This window comes from Myxococcales bacterium, assembly GCA_016717005.1.
Classification (GTDB): Bacteria; Myxococcota_A; Polyangia; order Haliangiales; family Haliangiaceae; genus UBA2376.
In genome coordinates this window covers 1,473,190-1,494,357 of record JADJUF010000001.1, presented here as the reverse complement: position 1 = coordinate 1,494,357, position 21,168 = coordinate 1,473,190, and the positions used below count along the sequence as shown (strand labels likewise).

Annotated in this window: 19 protein-coding genes; 9 read left to right on the top strand and 10 right to left on the bottom strand. The window is 72.7% G+C overall.

The window, feature by feature from the left end:
* Nucleotides 1-36: 36 nt before the first annotated feature.
* The 5 genes from rpoD to IPL61_06275 all read right to left on the bottom strand — a co-directional run bounded on the left by rpoD (nt 37) and on the right by IPL61_06275 (nt 6,845).
* Nucleotides 37-2,178, bottom strand: a complete 2,142-nt coding sequence (gene rpoD / locus IPL61_06295) for an RNA polymerase sigma factor RpoD (GenBank protein MBK9030939.1) — start codon at nt 2,176-2,178, stop codon at nt 37-39.
* Between the two features lie 2 nt (nt 2,179-2,180).
* Complete coding sequence (gene dnaG / locus IPL61_06290; GenBank protein MBK9030938.1) at nt 2,181-3,992, bottom strand: DNA primase; 1,812 nt, start codon at nt 3,990-3,992, stop codon at nt 2,181-2,183.
* A 6-nt stretch (nt 3,993-3,998) separates the two neighbouring features.
* A complete protein-coding gene (locus IPL61_06285) occupies nt 3,999-4,205 on the bottom strand; it encodes a hypothetical protein (GenBank protein MBK9030937.1) in 207 nt (68 codons plus the stop codon).
* A gap of 211 nt (nt 4,206-4,416) precedes the next feature.
* The gene (locus IPL61_06280; protein ID MBK9030936.1) at nt 4,417-5,520 is read right to left on the bottom strand and encodes a sigma 54-interacting transcriptional regulator; all 1,104 of its coding nucleotides are present in this window, start codon (nt 5,518-5,520) and stop codon (nt 4,417-4,419) included.
* A 29-nt stretch (nt 5,521-5,549) separates the two neighbouring features.
* Nucleotides 5,550-6,845, bottom strand: a complete 1,296-nt coding sequence (locus IPL61_06275) for a hypothetical protein (protein MBK9030935.1) — start codon at nt 6,843-6,845, stop codon at nt 5,550-5,552.
* Nucleotides 6,846-7,012: 167 nt separating this feature from the next.
* On the opposite strand from IPL61_06275, the gene IPL61_06270 reads away from it, so the two are divergent.
* The 3 genes from IPL61_06270 to IPL61_06260 all read left to right on the top strand — a co-directional run bounded on the left by IPL61_06270 (nt 7,013) and on the right by IPL61_06260 (nt 10,589).
* Nucleotides 7,013-7,960 (top strand): hypothetical protein, encoded by a 948-nt coding sequence (locus IPL61_06270; GenBank protein MBK9030934.1) that lies wholly within the window; start codon nt 7,013-7,015, stop codon nt 7,958-7,960.
* Nucleotides 7,961-8,047: 87 nt separating this feature from the next.
* On the top strand, nt 8,048-9,808 hold the full coding sequence (locus IPL61_06265; GenBank protein ID MBK9030933.1) for a hypothetical protein: 1,761 nt from the start codon (nt 8,048-8,050) through the stop codon (nt 9,806-9,808).
* Nucleotides 9,809-9,815: 7 nt separating this feature from the next.
* Complete coding sequence (locus IPL61_06260; GenBank protein MBK9030932.1) at nt 9,816-10,589, top strand: CPBP family intramembrane metalloprotease; 774 nt, start codon at nt 9,816-9,818, stop codon at nt 10,587-10,589.
* A gap of 261 nt (nt 10,590-10,850) precedes the next feature.
* Here the strand turns inward: IPL61_06260 and IPL61_06255 are convergent, their stop codons facing one another.
* The 5 genes from IPL61_06255 to IPL61_06235 all read right to left on the bottom strand — a co-directional run bounded on the left by IPL61_06255 (nt 10,851) and on the right by IPL61_06235 (nt 16,261).
* Entirely contained in the window at nt 10,851-11,798 is a 948-nt protein-coding gene (locus IPL61_06255; protein MBK9030931.1) for a hypothetical protein, read from the bottom strand.
* An 11-nt stretch (nt 11,799-11,809) separates the two neighbouring features.
* Complete coding sequence (locus IPL61_06250) at nt 11,810-13,546, bottom strand: thiamine pyrophosphate-binding protein (protein MBK9030930.1); 1,737 nt, start codon at nt 13,544-13,546, stop codon at nt 11,810-11,812.
* A gap of 57 nt (nt 13,547-13,603) precedes the next feature.
* Nucleotides 13,604-14,863 (bottom strand): beta-ketoacyl-[acyl-carrier-protein] synthase family protein, encoded by a 1,260-nt coding sequence (locus tag IPL61_06245; protein ID MBK9030929.1) that lies wholly within the window; start codon nt 14,861-14,863, stop codon nt 13,604-13,606.
* Between the two features lie 228 nt (nt 14,864-15,091).
* The gene (locus IPL61_06240; GenBank protein ID MBK9030928.1) at nt 15,092-15,613 is read right to left on the bottom strand and encodes a hypothetical protein; all 522 of its coding nucleotides are present in this window, start codon (nt 15,611-15,613) and stop codon (nt 15,092-15,094) included.
* Nucleotides 15,614-15,769: 156 nt separating this feature from the next.
* A complete protein-coding gene (locus tag IPL61_06235; protein MBK9030927.1) occupies nt 15,770-16,261 on the bottom strand; it encodes a hypothetical protein in 492 nt (163 codons plus the stop codon).
* Nucleotides 16,262-16,361: 100 nt separating this feature from the next.
* On the opposite strand from IPL61_06235, the gene IPL61_06230 reads away from it, so the two are divergent.
* The 6 genes from IPL61_06230 to IPL61_06205 all read left to right on the top strand — a co-directional run bounded on the left by IPL61_06230 (nt 16,362) and on the right by IPL61_06205 (nt 21,153).
* Nucleotides 16,362-17,012 (top strand): HAD family hydrolase, encoded by a 651-nt coding sequence (locus IPL61_06230; protein ID MBK9030926.1) that lies wholly within the window; start codon nt 16,362-16,364, stop codon nt 17,010-17,012.
* A gap of 27 nt (nt 17,013-17,039) precedes the next feature.
* Nucleotides 17,040-17,912, top strand: a complete 873-nt coding sequence (nadC, locus tag IPL61_06225; GenBank protein ID MBK9030925.1) for a carboxylating nicotinate-nucleotide diphosphorylase — start codon at nt 17,040-17,042, stop codon at nt 17,910-17,912.
* Nucleotides 17,909-18,625: a biotin--[acetyl-CoA-carboxylase] ligase gene (locus tag IPL61_06220; GenBank protein ID MBK9030924.1), complete on the top strand. Its 717-nt coding sequence runs from the start codon at nt 17,909-17,911 to the stop codon at nt 18,623-18,625. Before nadC ends, IPL61_06220 begins: the two co-directional genes overlap by 4 nt.
* A 24-nt stretch (nt 18,626-18,649) precedes the next feature.
* Nucleotides 18,650-19,303: a hypothetical protein gene (locus IPL61_06215; GenBank protein MBK9030923.1), complete on the top strand. Its 654-nt coding sequence runs from the start codon at nt 18,650-18,652 to the stop codon at nt 19,301-19,303.
* Between the two features lie 172 nt (nt 19,304-19,475).
* Nucleotides 19,476-20,363 carry a hypothetical protein gene (locus tag IPL61_06210; GenBank protein MBK9030922.1) on the top strand — a complete coding sequence of 296 codons (888 nt, stop codon included), beginning with the start codon at nt 19,476-19,478 and terminating at the stop codon, nt 20,361-20,363.
* Between the two features lie 64 nt (nt 20,364-20,427).
* A complete protein-coding gene (locus tag IPL61_06205) occupies nt 20,428-21,153 on the top strand; it encodes a TonB family protein (GenBank protein ID MBK9030921.1) in 726 nt (241 codons plus the stop codon).
* The last annotated feature ends 15 nt before the right edge of the window (nt 21,154-21,168 follow it).

Sequence of the window (21,168 nt, the reverse complement as noted above, 5' to 3'; positions counted from 1 at the left end):
CGAGGGTCTTTTCGAAAGACCCTCAAGGAAACACGCTCAGCTCTCGACGAACGCCTTGAGCCGCTTGCTGCGCGACGGGTGCCGCAGCTTGCGCAGCGCCTTGGCCTCGATCTGGCGGATGCGCTCGCGGGTCACCTCGAAGTCCTGGCCGACCTCCTCGAGGGTGTGGTCGCTCTTCTCGCCGATGCCGAAGCGCATGCGCAGGACCTTCTCCTCGCGCGGGGTCAGCGTGGCGAGGACCTTGCGGGTCTGCTCGGCCAGGTTCACCGAGATCACGCTCTCGCTGGGCGAGGTGATCGACTTGTCCTCGATGAAGTCGCCGAGGTGGCTGTCCTCCTCCTCGCCGATCGGCGTCTCGAGCGAGATCGGCTCCTTGGCGATCTTCAGGACCTTGCGGACCTTGTCGAGCGGCAGCTCCATCTTCTCGGCGATCTCCTCGGGCGTGGGCTCGCGGCCGAGCTCCTGCACCAGGTAGCGCGACGTGCGGATCAGCTTGTTGATCGTCTCGATCATGTGCACCGGGATGCGGATGGTGCGGGCCTGATCGGCGATGGCGCGGGTGATGGCCTGGCGGATCCACCAGGTGGCGTAGGTCGAGAACTTGTAGCCGCGCTTGTACTCGAACTTGTCGACGGCCTTCATCAGGCCGATGTTCCCCTCCTGGATCAGGTCGAGGAACTGCAGGCCGCGGTTCGTGTACTTCTTGGCGATCGACACGACCAGGCGCAGGTTGGCCTCGACCAGCTCGCTCTTGGCGCGCTCGGCCATCCGCTCGCCCTCGCTCATGTCGCGGTAGGTCGAGCGCAGCTCGGGCGCGTTGGTCTTGGCCTCGTTCTCGAGGATCGTGATCTTGCGCTGCGCGTGCTTGATCTGCTCTTCCATCTCCTCGAAGTCGGGGATGGTGAGCATGGCCTTCTTGCCGACGGCCCGGGCCTTGGCCGGCGAGGTCTTCATCTCGCGCAGGGTCTTGCGGACCTCGGCGGCGGTCATGCCGGCGCGGCGCTCGGCCTCGCGGACCTCGGCCTCGGTCTTGTCGAGCTTGAGGATCAGGTTCTTCAGCTGCGCGACGATCCGGTCGACCGTCGGCTTCGACAGGCGCAGGTCCGACAGGTCGTCGAACATCTGCTCGCGGTTCTCCCGCAGCTCGTCCTTGATCTTCTTCTTCTTGGCCTCGGTCGACCCGCGCTCGTTGAGCTTCTCGATCAGCTTCTCGTTGTCGCGCTGGGTCTTGCGGATCTTGTCGATGACCTTGCAGACCCGCTCGGTGTGCCACTTCTCGTCGAACTCGCCCTCTTCCTCGTCGATGTCCTTGACGACGTCCTTGACGCGGGCCTTGCCCTTGCGCAGGCGGTCGCCGGTCTCGAGCAGCTCCTCGACCGCCACCGACGAGTTGAGCACCGCCTGCAGCATGCGGCGCTCGCCCTCCTCGATGCGCTTGGCGATCTCGACCTCGCCCTCGCGGGTGAGCAGCGAGACCGAGCCCATCTTGCGCAGGTACATGCGCACCGGGTCGGAGGTGCGGCTGTAGGCGTACTCCTCGTCCTCGGTGGTGTTGGTCGCCTCGGTCGGCTCGGCGCCTTCCTCCTCGTCCTTGTCCTTGCCGGCCTCGAGCCCGACCTTGTCCGGGTCGACCGGGCGCGGGCCGGCGCCGTCGACGATCGCGATGCCGTGATCGCCGAGCGACGACAGCCAGCTGTCGATCTGCTCGGTCGACACGACGTCGTCCGGCATGTGGTCGTTGATCTCGTCGTAGGTGAGGAAGCCCTTGGACTTGCCGAGCTCGATCAGCTTCGACTGGTTCTGGGGCACCGCGCCGTTCTTCTTGCCGGTCGGCCGCTTGGTCTCGGCCTCGAGCGCGGCGGCGTCGGCGGCGTCCTTCGCCGACGCGCGCCGGGGCGCGTCGTCGTCGATGTCGTCCTCGAGCAGATCTTCGCGCGGCTCGCGCTCGATCTCGTCGTCGTCGTCGAAGTTCGACGGCTGGCGCTTGGGGGCCGACTTGCCCTTGGGCGGACGGGTCGGCCGGCCGCGCTCGGGCTTGCTGTCCTTGGCGTCCTTGCCCTCGAGCTTGGTGTCGGTCTTGGTCGCCTTGGCCGCGTCCTTGGCGGGCTTGGCCTCCTTGCTGGCTGGCGCGGCCGGCTTCGGGGGCGACTTCGACTTCGACGGGGCGGACTTGGCCATGGCTAATCGACCTGCTTCCTGGTGTTCATCACTTCGAGGACGAGGCGGCGGATCTCCTCGACGTCCCCGGCTTTCTTGGCGGCAGCGAGTTGGCGTTCGAGCGAGAGCGTGCGTTGCTTGCGGGCGGCGGCTTCGAGTTCCTGCACCTTGGCATCGAGGACGGCCTCGGGCTTGGGGTGCTGTGCGTAGGTGCCGGCCAGGAGAACCTTGATGGCGTGCGGGGGCAGACGGTCGGGCGCGAGCACGGGCAGGGACGCCCCCGCGCGCGCGGCGGAATACATGTCGCGAAGGCGGTCATCCGTCAAGAGTGAAAAAGCCTTGTTTGCCTGAGGGGTTGCTAGAAGCGACGGATGGTCGGCGACCAGCGCTAGCAGGTCCAGTTCGTGGTCGAGCAGGGGCGCGTTCGACGGGGGCGGCGCCGCGGGCACGATCGGCTCGGGCGCCGGCGCGCTCGGGCGGCCGTAGCTGGCCCGGGGATCGTTCGCCGTCCGGGCGGCCCGGGACAGGGCCCTCATGATCACGCTGGTCTCCACGCCGATCTTGGCCGCGACCTTGGCCACGACCACCTCGCGCTTGGTCTCGCCCGGGATCCGCGCGGCCAGGCGCGCGATCTCCTCGAGCGCCCGGGCCCGGGCGTCGCCCGAGTCGGCGCCGGTCGAGACCAGCTCGTAGGCGAAGTGCTCGAGCCCGTCGCGGGCGTGCTCGATCATCGCGCCGACGTCGATCCCGGCCCGGAGCAGCGAGTCCGGGTCCTGGCCCTCGAGCCGGACGCCGTCGCCGTGGGCCCGCCAGGCGATCCGGACCGGGACGTCGGCGGTGAGCAGCAGCTCGAGCGCGGACCGGGTCGCGGCCCGGCCGGCGCGATCGCCGTCGTAGAACAGGACCACCTCGCCGGCCTGGCGCCGCAACAGCTCGACCTGCTCGGGCGTCAGCGCGGTGCCGAGCGGCGCGACGGTCTCGGTGAACCCGGCCTGGTGCATCGAGATGACGTCGAAGTTGCCCTCGACCAGCACCGCCCGGCCCTTGACGCGCATGGTCTCGCGGGCCTGGGCCAGGCCGAAGAGCAGGCGCGACTTCTTGTAGACGAAGCTCTCGGGGCTGTTGATGTACTTGGCGCCGAGCGGGCTGTCCTTGGGCGCGTCGGCCACCAGGCGGGCCGAGAAGCCGGCGACCTCACTGCCGGGCAGGATGATCGGGCACACCACCCGCTCGCGGAAGCGGTCGTAGTAGCCGCCGGCCTTGGGTTGCCGGGCGATCAGCCCGACCTTGACCGCCATCTCGAGGTCGGCGCGCTGGTCCTTGAGGAAGTCGGCGAGGCCGTGCCACTCGGCGGGCGCGAAGCCGAGCTGGAACGCCGCCCGCTGCTCGCCGCCGATCGCGCGCGCGTCGAGGTAGGCGCGCCCCGCCGCGCCGAGCGGGCTGGCCAGCGTCTCGGCGAAGAACTGGGTCGCGAGCTTGTTGACGGCCAGCATGCCCGCGCGCTCGCCCCGGGCCCGGGCGATCTCGGGGTTGCCCGAGGTCTCGGGGATCGTGACGCCGCACAGCGCCGCGAGGGTCTCGGCCGCCTCGAGGAAGCTCTTGCCCTGCAGCTCCATCACGAAGGTGAACACGTCGCCCTTCTTCTGGCAGCCGAAGCAGTAGAAGAAGCCCTTGTCGGGGGAGACGTTGAACGACGGCGACTTCTCGCCGTGGAACGGGCACAGGCCCTTCCAGTTGCGCCCGGCGCGCTTGAGCTGGACGTGCTGGCCGATCACCGAGACGATGTCGGCGCGGGCCCGGATGTCGGCGATGGTCTCGTCGGGGATCAGCCCCACGAACCGCTACCGCACTTCGGTCGCCGTCGGGCTCGCCGGCGGCGTCGGACCGTGGCCGGCGTCGACCATCGCCCACACCAGCGCGAACAAGGTCGCCGCGATCCACAGGCCCAGCAGGCCCTGGATGGCGCGGGTGGTCCCGGCCGCGAGGACCGGTCCGTGGTCCTCCTGGCCGAGGTCGTGGCGGTGCTTCTTGACGGCGCCGTCGGTCACGGGCGGACCATGACGCTAGCGGGGCGACAGGTCAAGGTCACCCGGCGGGTGTCACGGCGATCGTCCCGATCGCGGGTAGGTGTCACACCGGCAGTGTCACGACCTGCCCTCACGCCGCCCGCGCCGAGGCGGTGGGCCGGGCCGCGGTCAGGCGCACGCGCAGGCGCTGCCGGAGCGGGCTCATCGACGGAGCGGCGCCGGGCACGCGGCGTCAGCGGCGTCGGCCTGGGAGGCTGCGCTCGAGGTAGTTGCGCAGCTCGCGGACGTTGCCGGGCCAGGCGCTGCCGGCCATGCGCGCCATCATCTCCGGCGCGGTGATCGCGGCGACCTCGTCGGCGCCGGCCCCGAGCGAGGCGAGGATCGCGCCGACGATCGTGGGCAGATCCTCGGGCCGGGCCCGCAGCGGCGGCGCGGTGATCTTCACGACCGCGAGGCGGTAGTACAGGTCGGCGCGGAAGCGGCCGGCGTTGACCTCGGCCCGCAGGTCGCGGTTGGTCGCGGCGATCAGCCGGAGATCGACCGGGCGGCGGGTGTCCTGGCCCAGCCGGCGGATCTCGCGGCTCTCGAGCACGCGCAGCAGCTTGGGCTGGAGCTCGAGCGGCAGCTCGCCGATCTCGTCGAGGAACAGCGTGCCGCCGTCGGCCTCCTCGAACGCGCCGATCCGCGCCCGCTCGGCGCCGGTGAACGCGCCGCGCTCGGGCCCGAACAGCTCGCTGTCGAGCAAGGTCGGCGACAGCGCCGCGCAGTCGACGACGACGAACGGCCGGTCGCGGCGCGCGCTCTCGGCGTGGACGGCCTCGGCCATCGCGCCCTTGCCGGTGCCGGTCTCGCCGTCGAGCAAGACCGTCGCGGTGGTCGCGGCCGCGCGCTCGAGCAGCGCGAACGCGGCGCGCAGCGGCGGCGACTCGCCGACGAGGCCGCCGAAGGTGCGCCGCGGCGACAGCTTGAGCGCCTGGGTCTCCGCCGACAGCGCCACCCGCACCACCGCGCGGCCCAGGCGCAGCAGGCTGCCGTCCTTGGGCTCGGCGTCGTGGACGCGGACCCCGTCGAGGATCGTGCCGTTCTTGCTGCCGAGATCGCGCACGCGCACGCCGCGGGCGTCGCCGACCAGCTCGCAGTGGAAGCGCGAGACGGTCGGGTCGTCGACGACCAGGCCGTTGCACGGGTGCGAGCCGATCGCGCACTGGCCCCCGGTCGAGCGCACCGACCTCGGCTTGGCGCCCTCGACCACCTCGAGCAAGAACCCGCGCACCGCCAGGGCGCGATCGCTGCCAAACTCGACGGTCTCGGGCGGGGGCGCGGCGGCGCTGGTCACGGCGTCAGGCTATCCCAGCGTGGTCGCGGTCACCGCTGCGCCGCGCGCAGCAGCCGCGCGAACGCGGTGCCGGCGGCGTCGGCCAGCTCGCCGACCAGCGCGCCGACGTCGTCCTGCTCCATCCGGCCGTGGGCGTAGAGCAGGCACACGATCTGATCGCCGATCGCGATCGGCGCGATCGCGAGCTCGGTCGGCGGGCGGCCGCCCAGCACGGTCCAGAGCTCGCGGTCGACGTCGGTGGTGGTGGCCGCGGCGACCGCGGTGACCTGGACCCGCCCGGCCTGGTAGCAGCGCGCGATCGCGCTGTCGCCGCTGAGCGCGAACGCCAGCGCCTCGATCGCGGCCTGGCCCTCAGGGCAGTAGCCCTTCCAGCCGATCGCCACCTGCTGACGCACGACCAGGAGCGCCGCGACGTCGAGCGGCGCCCGCGGCAGGTCGCCGAGCGTGCCGAGCACCAGCTCGGCGACGCGATCCCGGGTCGGCGCGCGCCGGATCGAGCGCAGGAGCTCCTCGCGCGTGCGCGCGGCCGGGGCGTCGCGCTCCTCGATCGGCCGCAGGCCGACCTCGGTCGTGACCTGGCGGACCGCGATGCGGGCGAGCGCGGCCTGCTGGGTCTGGCCCAGCTTCGGCACGAACCGGCGCCGGGCCCGCCCGATCTCGTCGTCGACCGCCGGCGCGGTCTGGTAGTCGAGCGCGGCCGGCTCGATGTCGCTGACCGGCCCGCTGGCCGCGGGCTGGCCCCGCATCGGCGGCGGCGACGTGCCGGGCTCGGCGGTCCACGACGGGCCGTCGACGTCGGTGTCCTCGGCCGTCGGCGGCGCCTGGGGCACCGAGATCACGCCGCTGCGATCGCGATCGACGCGCAGGAACCGGTTGGCGCGCGGGATCTGGTAGGCCAGCTCGAGGTGGTAGTAGAGGCGCAGCTCGGGCGCGATCGCCTCGACGATCTGCTCGGGATCGAGGTCGAGGCAGTACGCCAGCTCGCCGCGCGCGTGCTCGGTCAGGCGGTCGCGGACCGCCACCGCCACCCGGGCTGAGTCGTGGGCCAGCTTGCCGAGCGGCACCGCCCGGAGCTTGGCCGCGAGGTCGGCCGGGATCCGGCTCTGGATCGCCAGGTCGCGCCGCTCGAAGTGCCCGGCGAGGGCCGCCGGCAGCTTGGTGCGTCGCGCCAGGGCCCGGGCCAGGCGGTCGAGGTCGATGTGCCCGAGCTCGATCAGGTTGGTGCCCAGCCGGGCGCCGTACAGCACCTGCGCGGCGAGCCCTTCTTGCACCTGCTCCGGGGTGCAGTACCCGAGCTTCGTGAGGATGTCACCTAGACGAGGCACCGATGCCCGATCGTACACGACCGCGTGGCGGCCGGACTACTGCCACGTGGCCCAAGTGGCGCCTGGGCGGGCAAACGGGCGTTGCATTCCGGCCCCCGCCCCGATAAAACGCGAAACGCTCTTGCGGGGGAGCCCCGCACCCATCGTTTGCTTTCTGTGGAGGATCCATGCGCCGCATCTGCACTCTCGGTCTCGCTCCCCTGTTCGTCCTCGCCGCCGCCTGCGGCGACGACGGTGGCTCCACTGGCACCGACGGCGGCATCGACGCGCCGATGCTCGAGAACCCGGGCTTCCCGGTCCCGACCGCCATCACCAAGGCCAACATGAAGTCGATGGGCGTCTGGACCGAGATCGGCGACGCCGACTGGACCTGCCTGAACACCCCGTCGGACGATCAGCCGTCGACCCAGTCGATCTCCCTGACCGGGACGATCGAGGACTTCCAGGGCGGCCCGAACGTCGGCAACGCCACGGTCACGGCGTTCCCCGGCATCATGCTGACCGCCAACAGCGCCACGGCGACCTCGAGCAACGTCGCCGCCACCCGCGGCGAGTTCGCGATGTCGCTGCCGATGCTGTCCGCGGGCGAGACCCGCTACGGCTTCAAGGTCGAGGCCGCGAGCTACGTCAAGACCTACCTCCTGAACCAGTACCTGAACCCGGCCAACCCGACGCTGAACCTCAACATCAGCGCCGTGGCCGAGTCCACCGCCAACGCGCTGCCGGCGTTCGTCGGCGTGACCCGCGACAACAGCAAGGGCGTGCTCGCCGGCGCGCTGCGCGACTGCCAGGGCCGCGAGGTCTCGAACGCGGTCGCGACCGTCAGCTCGACCGCCGGCGCGGTCGCCCACCTGCCCGGCGCGATCACGTTCTACTTCTCGGCCGCGTCGTCGAGCCTGCCGGTCCGGCACTCGCAGTCGCCGACCATGAACAAGGACGGCCTGTTCGTCGTGCTCGAGCTGCCGCCGCAGACCGCGCCGGCGTTCATCCAGATCTGGGGCTTCCGCACCGAGGCCGAGCTGGCCGCCGGCACGCTGACGCTGCTGTCGGAGCTGCCGTCGCCGGTCGAGGGCAACGCCGTCATCACCGGCTCGTTCGAGCCCAAGCGCATGTGAGCAGGGCGACCGGCCGCCCGCGCCGGTCCGTGCGAACCCGACGCCGCGCGCCCCGAAGGCCGCGGCGTTTCTGTTATGGTCGCGTCGATGTCCGGGGGACCCATGAACCGACGCCTGATCTCCGTCGCCGCCGGGGCGGCTGCACTCGCGCTGGCCGCGCCGGCGCACGCCGACCTCACCGAGCTGAAGTGGGCCACCGAGGGGTACTTCCGTACCCGCACGGTCGTGCTCACCAACCTCGCGCCGCAGCCGCGGGTGGTCACCTCGTACCCGCCCAACGGCGAGCAGCTGATCATCCCCGACATCCGCTCGACCAGCTACGTCATGAGCCGGCTCCGGCTCATGCCGTCGTTGCAGTTCGGCAAGCAGGTGCGGCTCAACTTCCAGATCGACGCGCTCGACGACATCGTCTGGGGCGACAACAACGGCCTGTCGACCGCGCCGCTGTTCGCGACCGACGGCTCCAACCAGGGCTACCTGGGCGGGCCGGTCGGCGACTCGGTGACGATCCGCCGGGCCTGGGTGCAGTTCCCGGTGCCGGTCGGCCTGATGCGCGTCGGCCGCATGCCGTCGCACTGGGGCATGGGCCTGCTCGCCAACGGCGGCGGCACCGGCTGGATGGACCCCGAGTCGCCCAAGGGCGAGCCGGCGCGGCGGGTCCTCGACAACTTCTTCGACGACGACTTCGGCGACAACCACTTCGGGTCGTCCGCCGACCGCATCCTGTTCGTGACCCGGCCGATCACGATCTACCGGACGCTCAAGAAGCTCGGCAAGGTCGAGCACCCGCTGATCGTCGGCTACGCCTACGACAAGCTGGCGGAGTCGCCGCTCTTGCCGTTCGAGAACTTCGAGCGCAAGTTCCGGCCGTTCGGGCAGCAGGGCTTCCTGTCGCGCGGCTCCGACGACGACGTCAACGAGCACGTCGTGCTCGCGATCTGGAACGAGCCCGACTGGGACAAGAAGTCGTTCCTCGACGAGCTCCGCCTCGGGTTCTACGGCGTGCTGCGCACGGCCAAGGAGGGCTCGACCCAGCCGTCGGACCTGACCGATCCGACCGAGACCTGCGGCACCTTCGACGGCACGCCGTACCCGTGCGTCGACACTGGCTCGAGCGTGTGGATCGCCGACCTGTGGTGGCGGATCCGCTACGGCAAGATGATGAGCGAGGGCGAGGGCTACATGATCGGCGGCACCACCTTCGGCGGCGTGCCGTTCCCGTCGCGCAACACCAAGAAGGAGGCCGAGATCAACGCCGGCGTCGTCCGGTTCGCCTGGCTCGATCAGAAGTGGGACGCGGTGCTCGAGCTCGGCCACGCCTCGGGCGACGACGTGCTCGAGGACGAGCACTTCAAGCAGCGCGCGATGCACCCCGACTTCAACGTCGGCCTGATCCTGTTCGAGGAGACCCTGCGCGAGCTGACCGCGCGCGCCTACGGCGTGCCGTTCTTCTCGACCGAGAACCCCCAGGGCGCGCTGGGCCTGATGTCCAACGGCGGCGTCATCAACGCCAACTACGTCTTCCCGAAGGCCCGCTGGCGCCCGACCCCGGTCGCCAACACCGAGCTCACCGCCGGCGTGCTGATGGCGTGGGTCGACACCCTGGCCACGGCCGGCACCGCGCTGTTCCGGGCCTGCTCGGGGCCCAACGGCGAGTGCGCCGCGGACGAGACCTCGTCGAAGTACCTGGGCACCGAGATCGACGTCGCGGCCAAGGCCTCGTTCGCCGGCAACATGCGGGTGTCGCTCGAGGCGGGCTACCTGCGGTTCGGCGAGGCGCTCAAGAAGCAGCTGACCAACGCCGACAGCTCGTTCACGTTCCAGTCGTCGATCGCGTTCGTCTGGTGACCGTGTGGTGACCGCGGCGCCGGGCCAGCCGCCGTCGGCGCCCGGGTTGATCAGCCCCGAGGACCGGCGGGCCGGCCGCGACGCGCTGCTGACCTGGCTGGTGGTGGCGGTGCTGGTGGCGTCGGTGGTGCGGATCGACGTGACCCTGCCGCTGATCGGCCACCTCGGCAGCGCGCTGGTGGCGGTGACGCTGCTCTACGCGCCGGTGGTGGTGGCGGCCCGGCGGCGCGAGGACCTGCTCGACTACGGCTTCGCGACCGCGCCGGTCGGCAAGAACGTGCTCTACGCCGGCGTCGCGCTGGCGATCATCCTGCCGCTGTTCGCCGCCGGGTACGTCGCCTTCTACGACACGGTCTGCTCGACCCGCGACCTGCGCGAGCTGGCGCCCCCCGGCACGTGCCGCGGCTGGCACGGGTTCGCGCCGCACTGGCCGCGCCAGCTCGGCGCGCTCGCCGAGTTCTGCGCGGTGCAGGTCGTGGTCGTGGCGCTGCCCGAGGAGCTGCTCTTCCGCGGGTGCTTGCTGGGGCTGCTCGAGCGCCGGTGGCCGCCGCGCTACCGGTTCCTCGGGGGCGGCGTCGGCTGGGCCCTGGTGCTGTCGTCGCTCCTGTTCGCGGTCATCCACCTGCCCAAGGCCGGCGACCCGCGCGCGCTGGCGACGTTCTTCCCGGGCCTCCTGTTCGGGTGGATCCGGTCGGCGACCGGCTCGATCGCCGGCTCGGTCGCGGTCCACGCCTCGTCGAACATCTGGGTGCGCGTGCTCGACCTGACGTTCCTGCGCTGATCGGGGAGGGAGTCGGCGGCCGGGCTCCGGGTCCGGCTCCGGCTCCGGCTCCGGGTCCGGCTCCGGCTCCGGGTCCGGCTCCGGCTCCGGGTCCGGCTCCGGGTCCGGCTCCGGGTCCGGCTCCGGCTCCGGGTCCGGCTCCGGCTCCGGCTCCGGGTCCGGCTCCGGGTCCGGATCCGGCTCCGGGTCCGGCTCCGGTTCCGGTTCCGGTTCCGGCTCCGGGTCCGGCTCCGGCTCCGGCTCCGGCTCCGCCTCCGGGGGCTACGCGCCGGCGTCGGTCAGGCCGCGCTCGCCGCCGTAGACCGCCTGGGCGTAGACCGTGACCGACACCCAGAAGTTCGAGACCGCCTGGACCGCCTCGGGGTGCAGGCCGAAGTCGCTGAGCACCGCCGCGGCCCAGGCCGCCGAGGTGCTGCGCAGACCCTTGGCCGCGAAGAACGCCTCGTCGGCGGCCCGGAGCAGCGTCACGTACGGGAGCTGATCGCGGCCGTACTGGCGCAGCACCTGCTCCATCACCGGCACGCGCTCGTCGGGGCCGACGATCGGCCGGCCGAAGCCCATCACCCGCTGGCGTCGGGCCACGATGTCGTCGACGAGCTCGGCCACGGTGCGGCCCTCGGCCTCGGCCGCGCGCGCCCGTCGCAGGAACCGGGCGCAGTCGGCGGCGGCGGCGCCGGCGAGCACGGTCGCGCCGAGCATCGCGGTGCCACCGGTGACCGCCGCGGCGTAGCCGCCGCCGCGGGCCGCGATCCGGCGCGTGACCGCCATCGGCCAGGCGTGGCGATCGGCCTGCAGGTTGACGTTGCCGAGCTGCTCGAGCATCGCGGCGTGGCGCGGCGTCAGCTCGAGGCCGGTCATCGCGTAGACCGCGGTCTGGAAGAACGTGCGGTGGCCGACGATGTCGGCGAACAGGTGGCGGTCCCGCAGCGCGTGATCGCGCCGCTCGAAGTCCATGTACCCGAGCTCGGGCTGGTACTGCATCTGCGGGGGCACCTCGGCCAGCTTCAGGGGCGCGGCCTGGCCGTCGGCGTAGGCGCGCTCGAGCTCGGCGCGGTGGGCGACCAGCCAGTCGATCGTCGCGCCGACGCCGTCGGGGCGGACCGAGGCCAGCCCGGCGACGACGGCCGCCCACGGCGGCACGCGCACCGCGGCGGCGTCGAACATGGAGGCGAGGGCGTCCTCGGTGGCAGGCGTCGCGGTCGTGGTCATCGGATCCTCCTTCACGCGGTCTTGCTGGTGGTGAAGCCCTGCTGCATCAGGCTCTTGTTGCGGCGGCCCGACGGCGGCGCCTCGCGGGGGTCGATCGTCACGTCGAGCACGAACGGCCCGCGGGCGGCGAGCGCGCGCTCGAGCGCGGGGCCGACCTCGAGCTCGGTGGTCACGCGCTCGCCGGCGGCGCCGATCGCGCGGGCCAGCCCGGCGAAGTCGACCCGGGGCAGCTCGCACGCGAACGGCTCCCAGCCCATGACCCGCATGCCCTGGGCGCACATCAGGTACGCGGCGTCGTTGAGCACGATCCACAGCGCGTCGGCCCGGTACTGCACCGCCGCGTGGAGCTCGTTCTGCATCATCATCGCGCCGTCGCCGACCAGGGCCACGGCCTTGCCCCGGCGCGCCAGCGCGGCGCCGACGACGCCGGTGGTCGCGTGGCCCATCGAGCCGAAGCCGGGCGACATGCGGAAGCGACCGGGCTCGGCGAAGCGCAGGTAGTGCGACGCCCAGCAGAACGAGTTGCCGCTCTCGGCCATGAGCCAGGCGTCGCTGCCGTCGATGACGAGGCGCTGCAGCTCCTCGATGAGGTACTGCGGGCGGACCGGTCCGGACGTCCGCGCCGGCGCACGCGGCCCGCGCGGCACCAGGGGCGGGAGCGCGGCCACCGGCGGCGCGGCGGCTGGCGCTGGGCCCAGGGCCGCGAGCAGCCCGTCGACGTAGCCGCCGATCTCGGCCGCGACCGGCACCGTGCGCACGCCCGGGTAGGCGACGCCGAACACCGCGGGCTCGACGTCGACGTGGACGAACGCCTGGCTCGGGGTCAGGTCGCTGGACCAGAACGACGACGACTCGCCCATGCGCGTGCCCAGCACCAGCGTGTAGGCCGGGCGATCGGCCGCGAGCAGCTCGTCGACCCGGGCGTGGCCGCCGATGCCGGTCACGCCCAGGAAGCGCGGGTGGTCCTCCGGGAACACGCCCTTGGCCCGCGGCGAGCACATGACCCGGGCGTCGAGCCGCTCGACCAGCGCGCGGATCGCCGATGCGGCGTGGCGGCTGCCGAAGCCCAGCCACACCACCGGCCGGGTGTCGGCGAGGAGCGCGGCGTGCTCGGCGATCGCGGCCGGCGGGCAGGTCGCGGTCAGCGCGGCGCGCTGGAGGTGCATGACCGGGGCGCACGGCGCCGCCTGCAGGTCGATGGGCAGGCTCAGGTGCGCGACGAAGCCGCCGGGACGGGCCAGGCCGGTCGCGAGCTGCGACGCGATCGGCCCGAGCTGCGCCGGGTGATCGATCGTCGCGGCGAGGTGGAGCCCGCCGCCGGGCAGGAACAGGCCGGCGCCGCCGATCGTGGCGGCGGTGGTCTCCTGGGTCGCGACCCGGCCGCGGTTGGCGGCGACGGTCGCGGCCGACACGAAGATCACGTGGGCGCCCTCCCACCGGGCCGCGACCATGCCGGTGAGCGCGTTGGTCAGGCCCGGGCCCGCGGTCGTGAACACCAGCACCGGCCGGCGCGTCGCCAGCGACGCCTCGATCGCCGCGAACGCGGCGCCGCCCTCGTGGCGGGTGTGCAGCGTGATCAGCTCGCTGTGCGCGACCGCGTGGAAGAACGGCGCGATCGCGCCGCCCATGACGCCGAACGCGTGGGTGACGCCGAGGCGGCGCAGGGTGTCGACCAGCACGGTCGAGACCGTGGCGGCAGGGGCGGACGAGACGGCGGGGGAGAGCGCAGGCGAGACAGACGAGATCACGGTGGTCCTCCAGAGGGCCAGGGTGGGGCGACGGAGCGGGCGAGCGCCCGCGCGCGGCTACGCCGACGGGTCGCGGCGGATGACGAGGCAGCTCGCGACGCCGCCCGCGCCGAAGCCGTTCTTGAGCAGCACGCGCACCGGGTGGCGCCGGGCCTCGTGCGGGACGTAGTCGAGGTCGCACGCCGGATCCGGCGTGCCGAGGTTGATCGTCGGCAGCACGACGCCGGCGTTCATCGCCGCGATCGCCAGCGCGGTCTCGATCGCGCCGGCCGCGCCGAACGCGTGGCCGTGCATCGACTTGGTGGCCGACACCGGCACGCGCTCGGCCCGGGCGCCCAGCGCCAGCCGCAGCGCGCGGGTCTCGGCGACGTCGCCGGCCGGGGTGCCGGTGGCGTGGGCCGACACCGCGTCGACCTCGTCGGGCGCGATCCCGGCCTCGGCCAGCGCCAGCTCGATCGCGCGGGCCCAGGCGGCGCCCGACGGCTCGGGGCTGATGACGTGGTAGGCGTCGTTGGTCAGGCTGGCGCCGGCCAGCAGGCCGAGCACCCGGGCGCCGCGCGCGCGGGCCCGATCGAGCCGCTCGAGCACGAGCATGCCGGCGCCCTCGGCCAGCACGAAGCCCTGGCGGCCGGCCGCGAACGGCGCGCACGCGCCGCGGGGCTCGCGGGTGGTGTTCATGCCGGCGGCGACGAACGACGCGTAGGCCATCAGGCTGCGCATGCTCGACTCGCAGCCCCCGACCAGCATCGCGTCGGCGCGGCCCAGGCGGATCTGATCGGCCGCCAGCGCGATCGCCGACGTGCCCGACGCGCACGCGTTGGCGACGCCGACCGACGGCCCGGCCAGCTGGTGGCGCAGCGCGAGCATGCCCGTGACCGCGGTGCCGGTGATCGCGATCGCCGCGAGCCGGGCGATCTCGTCGGGGCGATCGCGCGCGTACGCGGCGTGGAGCGAGCGGTGCCACAGCTCGGCGCCGGGCAGGCCGCCGCCGACGATGCAGCCGATGCGCGCGCGATCGTCGGCGCCCGGCAGCCCGGCCTGGGCCAGGGCCTCGGCCGCGGCCGCGAGCGCGAACAGCACCGCCGGCTCGTGGCGCGCGGCGAACTTCGGCTCGATCAGCGCGCCGGCGTCGAAGTCGACGACGGTGCCGCCGACCCGCTCGTGCAGCTGCGGGTGCGCGGGATCGACCCACGGCGAGGTGTAGCGCCGGATGCCGCTCTCGCCGCGGCACGCGCGCGCCAGCGCGGACGCGACCGAGTTGCCGAGGGGACAGACCAGGCCGAGGCCGGTGATCGCGATGTCGACGGTGCGAGCCACGGACCACCCATGAGCAGCCCGCGTGCCATCGCCAACCGCGCGGATCGGCGGCGCGGCGGTCGCGGTTGTCACGCTCGCGGCGTCGCCGGCCGGCGCGCTGTCACGGGACGGGTGACGCGCGGACATCGGGAGTGACGGCGCTCCATCGGTCATGCCCCGGCAGAGTCACGACCCGCCCGAGCGTCACGAACTTTGTCAGCGTTTCCGTACGCCGCCGCGCGCCGTCGATCACAGACACGCGACGATCGGCGGATCGACCGCGAACACGCCGCGGTAGTAGATCGGATCGGCGGCGCGCACGCGCGGCGCCAGCTGCTGGACCGCGGCGCACGTGCCCGCGAGCCCGGCCCGGCGCGCCTGCCGCGTCATCCGCACCGCCTCGGGATCGGCCGTGGGCGTCACCGGCAGCGGCGGCAGCGTGGCGACGTCGACGACGACGCTCGGCGCGCCCGGGGACTCGACGACGTCCAGGTTGGCGACGTAGTTCGTGGCGATCAGCACCATCCCGAGCGCGGCGACGGCCCACCCGGTCCTGATCAGCGCTCGATCGACCTCGCCGTCGCACAGCAGGTCACAGGCGGGATCGGGGTCCGCGCTGACCTCGGTCTGGGTCGCGACCGCGAGGCCGACCGCGGTCACGGCGGCGTCGACCCCGTACGCCAGGTAGCGCCCGTCGCCCCGCATCACGCATCCAGAGGCGAGCGACATCGCGGCGACGAGGGCGAGCGGGCGGAGCCAGGGAGTGCGCATGCCCGAGGGCCATGCATCCCCTGTTCCAGAGGTCGGACCGCGTGATTTTAGCGACTTATGAAGTGGTCTTGTCGACCGCTCCCCACTCGCCGCTGGGTCTTCACCGCCGCCTCGGCAAGCGGATCACTCTCCGCAGGGCCTTCGACGTTGCCTCTGTCAGTGGATCAGGTTGACCCGCGGGAACGGCGGGATGTCGTCGCGGGCGTCGTTGCGCTCGCGGACCTGCAAGAGCACCAGGTTGCCGAGCACGTCGTCATCGATCTTGGTGCCACGCTCGGGCACGTCGAAGCCCGAGCCGGTCCACTCCGGGCTGAACAGGAGCGCCGCGCCGTTGCCGTTGTAGCCGAGCTGCACGAAGGTCTCGGGCGTGAACTCGACGCACTTCTTGGTGCAGCAGTGGAACGTGCGGCTGACCCGGTAGAAGCCCTCGCGCGGCAGCGGCTTGAGGCCACGGCCGTCGTAGCCCGCCGGCGCGGTCATGCCGCGGGCGCCGAACTGGGCCCGGTTCTTCACCCACGACTCGGGGAAGTACATCCCCGGCCCGGGATCGCCGTGGTTGTGGAAGTAGACCAGCCGGTCGGCCTCGCACTCGCCGATCTTGGCGGTGGTCCGGTACAGGCCGCAGGGTGGAAGCTCTTTGGGCGCCATCGCCGGCAGTGTGCCAGGGGATCGCGCGGGTGGCGACCGCGGCAGACGCTGGCTTCGCCCGCGGTCGCCGGCGCAGCCGCGTGCTACGCCTGCCTCCGCGATGCGCGCCGCCGCCCTGTTCGACCTCGATCACACGGTGCTCACCAGCGACACCGGCATGAGCTGGATGCGGTTCCAGCGCCGGCGCGGCGAGCTGTCGGCGCTCGAGCTCGGCCGCGCGATCTACTGGAGCCTGCTCTACAAGGCCGCGGTGCTCGACCTCGAGGCGCTGGCGACCCGGCTCACCGCCGAGCTGGCGGGCCAGTCCGAGGCCGAGATGGCCGCCCGGGCCGCCGAGTGGTACCGCACCGACGTGATCCCGATGATCGCGCCGGCGGCGCGCCACGCGATCGCGAGCCACCGGACCGCCGGCGATCTGATCGCGCTGGCCACCGGCGCGACCCAGTACTCGGCCGAGTCGGTGGCGCGCGGCCTCGGCATCGATCACACGCTGTGCTCGCGGCTCGAGGTCGTCGACGGCGCCTTCACGGGGCGCCTCGCGACGATGTGCTTCGGCGGCTACAAGGTGGACCTGGCCGAGGCGTTCGCGCGCGCGCACGACGTCGACCTGGCCGCGTCGACGTTCTACTCGGACAGCTACAACGATCTGCCGCTGCTCGAGCGGGTCGGCACGCCGGTGGCGGTCAACCCCGACCTGCGGCTGTGGCGCCACGCGCGGGCGCGCGGCTGGCGCATCGAGCAGTGGCGGTAGCCCGGCCGCAGCGGGCATGCTGCCGCCATGTCGGCATCGCCCCTGCGCGGCCTCGCGCTCTTGCCCCACGTCCGTCGGTTGATCGAGCTCGCGCTCGACGAGGATCTCGGCCGCGGTGACGTCACCACCGCGGCCACGGTCGGCGCGTCGACCGCGACCGCGATCGCGGTGATGAACGCGCGCGTGCCGCTGACGGTGTTCGGCCTCGACCTCGGCGCGGCGGTGTTCGCGCTGGTCGATCCCCGGATCGAGGTCGAGCGCCACGTCGACGACGGCGCCCGGGTCGAGGGCGCGCGCGCGCCGCTGCTGACCGCGCGCGGCCCGGCCGCCGAGCTCTTGATGGCCGAGCGCACCGCGCTCAACTTCGTGCAGCGGCTCTCGGGCGTGGCGACGATGGCGACGCGCTACGCCGCGGCCGTGGCCGGCACGCCGTGCCGCGTGGTCGACACCCGCAAGACCACGCCCGGCTACCGCGTGCTCGAGAAGGCCGCGGTCGCCGCCGGCGGCTGCGGCAACCACCGCTTCGATCTCGGCAGCGGCATCCTGATCAAGGACAACCACATCGTCGCGTGCGGCGGCGTCCGCGCCGCGGTCGAGCGGGCTCGGGCCCGGGCGCCGCACCCGCTGCGGATCGAGTGCGAGGTCACCGACGCCGCCGAGCTGGCCGAGGCGCTCGACGCCGGCGCCGAGCTGGTGCTGCTCGACAACATGACGCCGGCCCAGGTGGCCGCGGCGGCGGCGACCGCCCACGCCCGCGGCGTCAAGGTCGAGGTGTCGGGCGGCGTCACGCTCGCGACCCTGCGCGCCTACGCCGAGGCCGGCGCCGATCTGATCTCGGTCGGCGCGCTGACGCACTCGGCGCCCGCCGTCGACATCGGCCTCGACTTCGTGCCGGCGTGAGCTGGCTGGGCGCGGCGCGGCAGGCCCACGACACCTGCGCGTCGACCAACGACCTGGCGCTGGCCTGGGCCCGGGCCGGCGCGCCCCACGGCGCGATCGTCATCGCCGACGCGCAGCGCGCCGGCCGCGGCCGCCACGGCCGCGCCTGGGCGTCGCCGCCGGGCCGCTCGCTCTACCTGTCGATCGTCGTGCGCCTGGGCCCGACCGTGCCGGTGCCGCCGCTGACCCTGGCGATCGGCGTCGGCGTGTGCGACGCGATCCGCGGCGAGGGCGTGACCGCCGCCGGGCTCAAGTGGCCCAACGACGTGCTGGTCGGCGGCAAGAAGCTCGCCGGCGTGCTGTGCGAGTCGACCGCCGACGCGGTCGTCGTCGGCGTCGGCGTCAACGCCAACGGCGCCGCGGCCGACCTGCCGCCCGAGGTGTCGGCGCGGGCCACCACGATCGCCGACGAGCTCGGGCGCTGGATCGAGCGCGAGGCGCTGCTCGAGCGCCTGCTGGCCGAGCTGGCGCCGTGGATCGAGCGCTACCAGGCGGGCGGGGTCGCCGCGATCGCCCCGGCGTGGACCGAGCGCATGGTGCCCGACCTGCGCGTGCGCACCGATCGCGCCACCGGGATCGCCCGCGGGATCGATCGCGCGGGCGCGCTCGAGGTCGAGGACGACGCTGGCGCGCTGCACCGCGTCAGCTCCGGCGACGTCGAGTGGATCGTCTGACGCTGGGGTGCTACCACCGAGTCCATGCCGCGCGCTCGCCTGGTCCTCGCCGTCGTCGCCGTCGCCGTGATCGCGCTGGCGATCGTGCTCTGGCGCTCCCGCGGGCGCGCCACGACGCCGTCGACCGACCCGGTCGCGACCACGCCCACGGCCACCGGCGGTGGGGCCACGCCGTCGGGCGTCGGCGCCCCGCCCATCGCGCGCGGCTCGTCGGTGACGCCGACCCCCGACGACCCGACGGCCCCGGTCTCGGTCGACGAGCGCGGCACCCGCACCTACGTCATGGACAACGGCGCGGTGATCCGCGACCACCGCGGCCCCGACTACGGGCCGCCGATCGTGCCGCCGCCGATGCCGCCGGGCAAGCGCACGATGAGCACCGAGGTGACCGCGAAGATCTACGCCCAGCTCAAGCCGGCGGTCACGCAGTGCGCGGCCCAGGTGTCGGCCGCCGATCGCGGCGCCGATCCGTTCGTGTACGTGACCATGACGGTCGCGGTGACCAACGGCCGCCTGGCGACGACCGACGTCTACCCGACGCTGAACGATCTCAAGGGCCCGAGCGTCGCCGCCTTCACCGACTGCGTGCGGAAGCAGGGGCTCGCGGTCTCGATCGAGCAGTCTGGTGAGCCCGATCGCACGGACTACGTCGTCCAGTACCCGCTCCGGCTGCGCTGACGAGCGATCCGGCGCCCGTGACAGGGCGTTGCGGCGCGAGGTCGCGCTGTGGGGTGCGCGTGCCAGGGCGTTTTATGCGGCGATCCGCTCGCCCACGCGCGTGAACGTGTATTCCTGCGGGGTGTCCTTCCCCTTTACGCGTGCGAACCACTTCTGTACAGTGCCGCGGCTTATGAGCCGGCCTGCTGCACCGAGGGGTTCGTCCCCGTCGCTGTCGATCATCGTCGCCGTCGCCGCGTGCGTCGCGCTCGCCGGGTGCAACGAGCTGTCCTCGCGACGCTCGGTGCAGAAGGGCAACGGCGCGTACGAGGACCAGAACTACGACAAGGCCGCGGCGTACTTCGAGGACGCGATCAAGCAGACGCCCGAGCTCGAGATCGCCCACCACAACCTCGGCATCACCTACAGCCGCATGTTCAAGTCGGGCATCGACACCCCCGAGAACAAGGCCATCGCCGACAAGGCCACGACCCAGCTGGCGTGGTGGCTGGCCAAGCACCCCGACGATACCAAGATCCGCAAGCTCATCACCGGGCTCTGGATCGACGCCGGCGAGTACGAGAAGGCGCTGGAGTACTGGAAGAAGGAGCACGACCGCGATCCCTCGTCGCGCGATGTGCTCCAGACGGTCGCCGGTATCTACCTGAAATCAGGCGACTGGCGCCAGGGCATCGACTGGTACCGCAAGGACGTCGCTGCCGCCAAGGACACGGCCGGCAAGATCGGCGCCCTGTCGGCGATCGTGAACGTGGCGTTCGGCAAGCTGTTCGCCGGCCGCGAGAAGGTGTTCGCGACCGAGCGGGCCGAGATCGCCGAGATCGGCCTGGCGGCGGCCGAAGAGGGCATCGCGATGGACGACAAGGTCATCGCGCTGTGGGGCACGTCCCAGGGGCTCTGGAACCAGCGGGCCCTGGCCAACGGCCAATCCTGGGCCTATCAGATCGATCTTGCGGAATCGCAGGTCTTTAGCCAGCGGGCGCGCGTTCTACGGGAAGAGGCCAAGAAGGCACAAGCCGCCAGTGCGCCCGGAACCCCCGGCGCACCTGCCAGCGGCACCTGACCCGTAGAGCCTCGAGGAGCCTGAAATGTTCGAGAACTACGCGGAATCAAAGCGATCGAAAGGGATGACCTGGGCGTTGGGCCTGCTCATCTTGGTCGTGGCCGGTCACGCCGCGGCGGGCACGGCGCTGCTGGTCAAGTCGTTCTGGGACATCAAGAAGCTCGATGTGCCCGGGTCGGGCGTCGACCTCGCCATCGCGCCGCCGCCGCCCCCGCCGCCGCCCCTCAAGGGTGGCAAGAAGCTCGAGACCCAGAAGAAGCCGACCGTCGTCAAGAAGGTCAAGCCGACCGAGCCGGTCCAGCCGACGATCGCCAAGCCCGAGGACAAGCCCGACGACTCGAGCGACGGCGCGGACGGGCCCGAGGACGGTGATCCCGATGGCGACGAGAACGGCGATCCCAACGGCGTCGCCGGTGGCGTCGCCACCTCGGCCCCGCCGCCGCCGCCGCCGCCCCCGCCGCCGCCGCCCCCGCCGCAGCCGCCGCAGATCGTGCCGCCGACCGCCTTCGATCAGCAGCGCATCTCGGGCGACAAGAACATCTTCCCCGACGACGTCACCAAGACCGAGATCGCGCGCTCGGGCAAGACCCAGCTCATCATCCCGGTCAAGGTCTGCGTCAGCCGCGGCGGCGCCATCGACAGCGTCAGCGTGCTCAAGTCGTCGGGCTTCCCGGCCTACGACGAGAAGCTCAAGCGCGAGATCCGCCGCTGGCGGTACAACCCGTTCATGATCAACGGTCAGCCCGCGCCGGTGTGCTCGATCGTCCAGTTCATGTACCGGCAGAAGTAGCCCGGTCCCGAGTCG

Excerpts from the sequence above, each read along its gene's own strand:
- rpoD (MBK9030939.1), bottom strand. The coding sequence starts at position 2,178 with ATGGCCAAGTCCGCCCCGTCGAAGTCGAAGTCGCCCCCGAAGCCGGCC.
- IPL61_06270 (MBK9030934.1), top strand. The coding sequence starts at position 7,013 with ATGCGCCGCATCTGCACTCTCGGTCTCGCTCCCCTGTTCGTCCTCGCC.
- IPL61_06265 (MBK9030933.1), top strand. The coding sequence starts at position 8,048 with ATGTCCGGGGGACCCATGAACCGACGCCTGATCTCCGTCGCCGCCGGG.
- IPL61_06255 (MBK9030931.1), bottom strand. The coding sequence starts at position 11,798 with ATGACCACGACCGCGACGCCTGCCACCGAGGACGCCCTCGCCTCCATG.
- IPL61_06240 (MBK9030928.1), bottom strand. The coding sequence starts at position 15,613 with ATGCGCACTCCCTGGCTCCGCCCGCTCGCCCTCGTCGCCGCGATGTCG.
- IPL61_06235 (MBK9030927.1), bottom strand. The coding sequence starts at position 16,261 with ATGGCGCCCAAAGAGCTTCCACCCTGCGGCCTGTACCGGACCACCGCC.
- IPL61_06230 (MBK9030926.1), top strand. The coding sequence starts at position 16,362 with ATGCGCGCCGCCGCCCTGTTCGACCTCGATCACACGGTGCTCACCAGC.
- nadC (MBK9030925.1), top strand. The coding sequence starts at position 17,040 with ATGTCGGCATCGCCCCTGCGCGGCCTCGCGCTCTTGCCCCACGTCCGT.
- IPL61_06215 (MBK9030923.1), top strand. The coding sequence starts at position 18,650 with ATGCCGCGCGCTCGCCTGGTCCTCGCCGTCGTCGCCGTCGCCGTGATC.
- IPL61_06210 (MBK9030922.1), top strand. The coding sequence starts at position 19,476 with ATGAGCCGGCCTGCTGCACCGAGGGGTTCGTCCCCGTCGCTGTCGATC.
- IPL61_06205 (MBK9030921.1), top strand. The coding sequence starts at position 20,428 with ATGACCTGGGCGTTGGGCCTGCTCATCTTGGTCGTGGCCGGTCACGCC.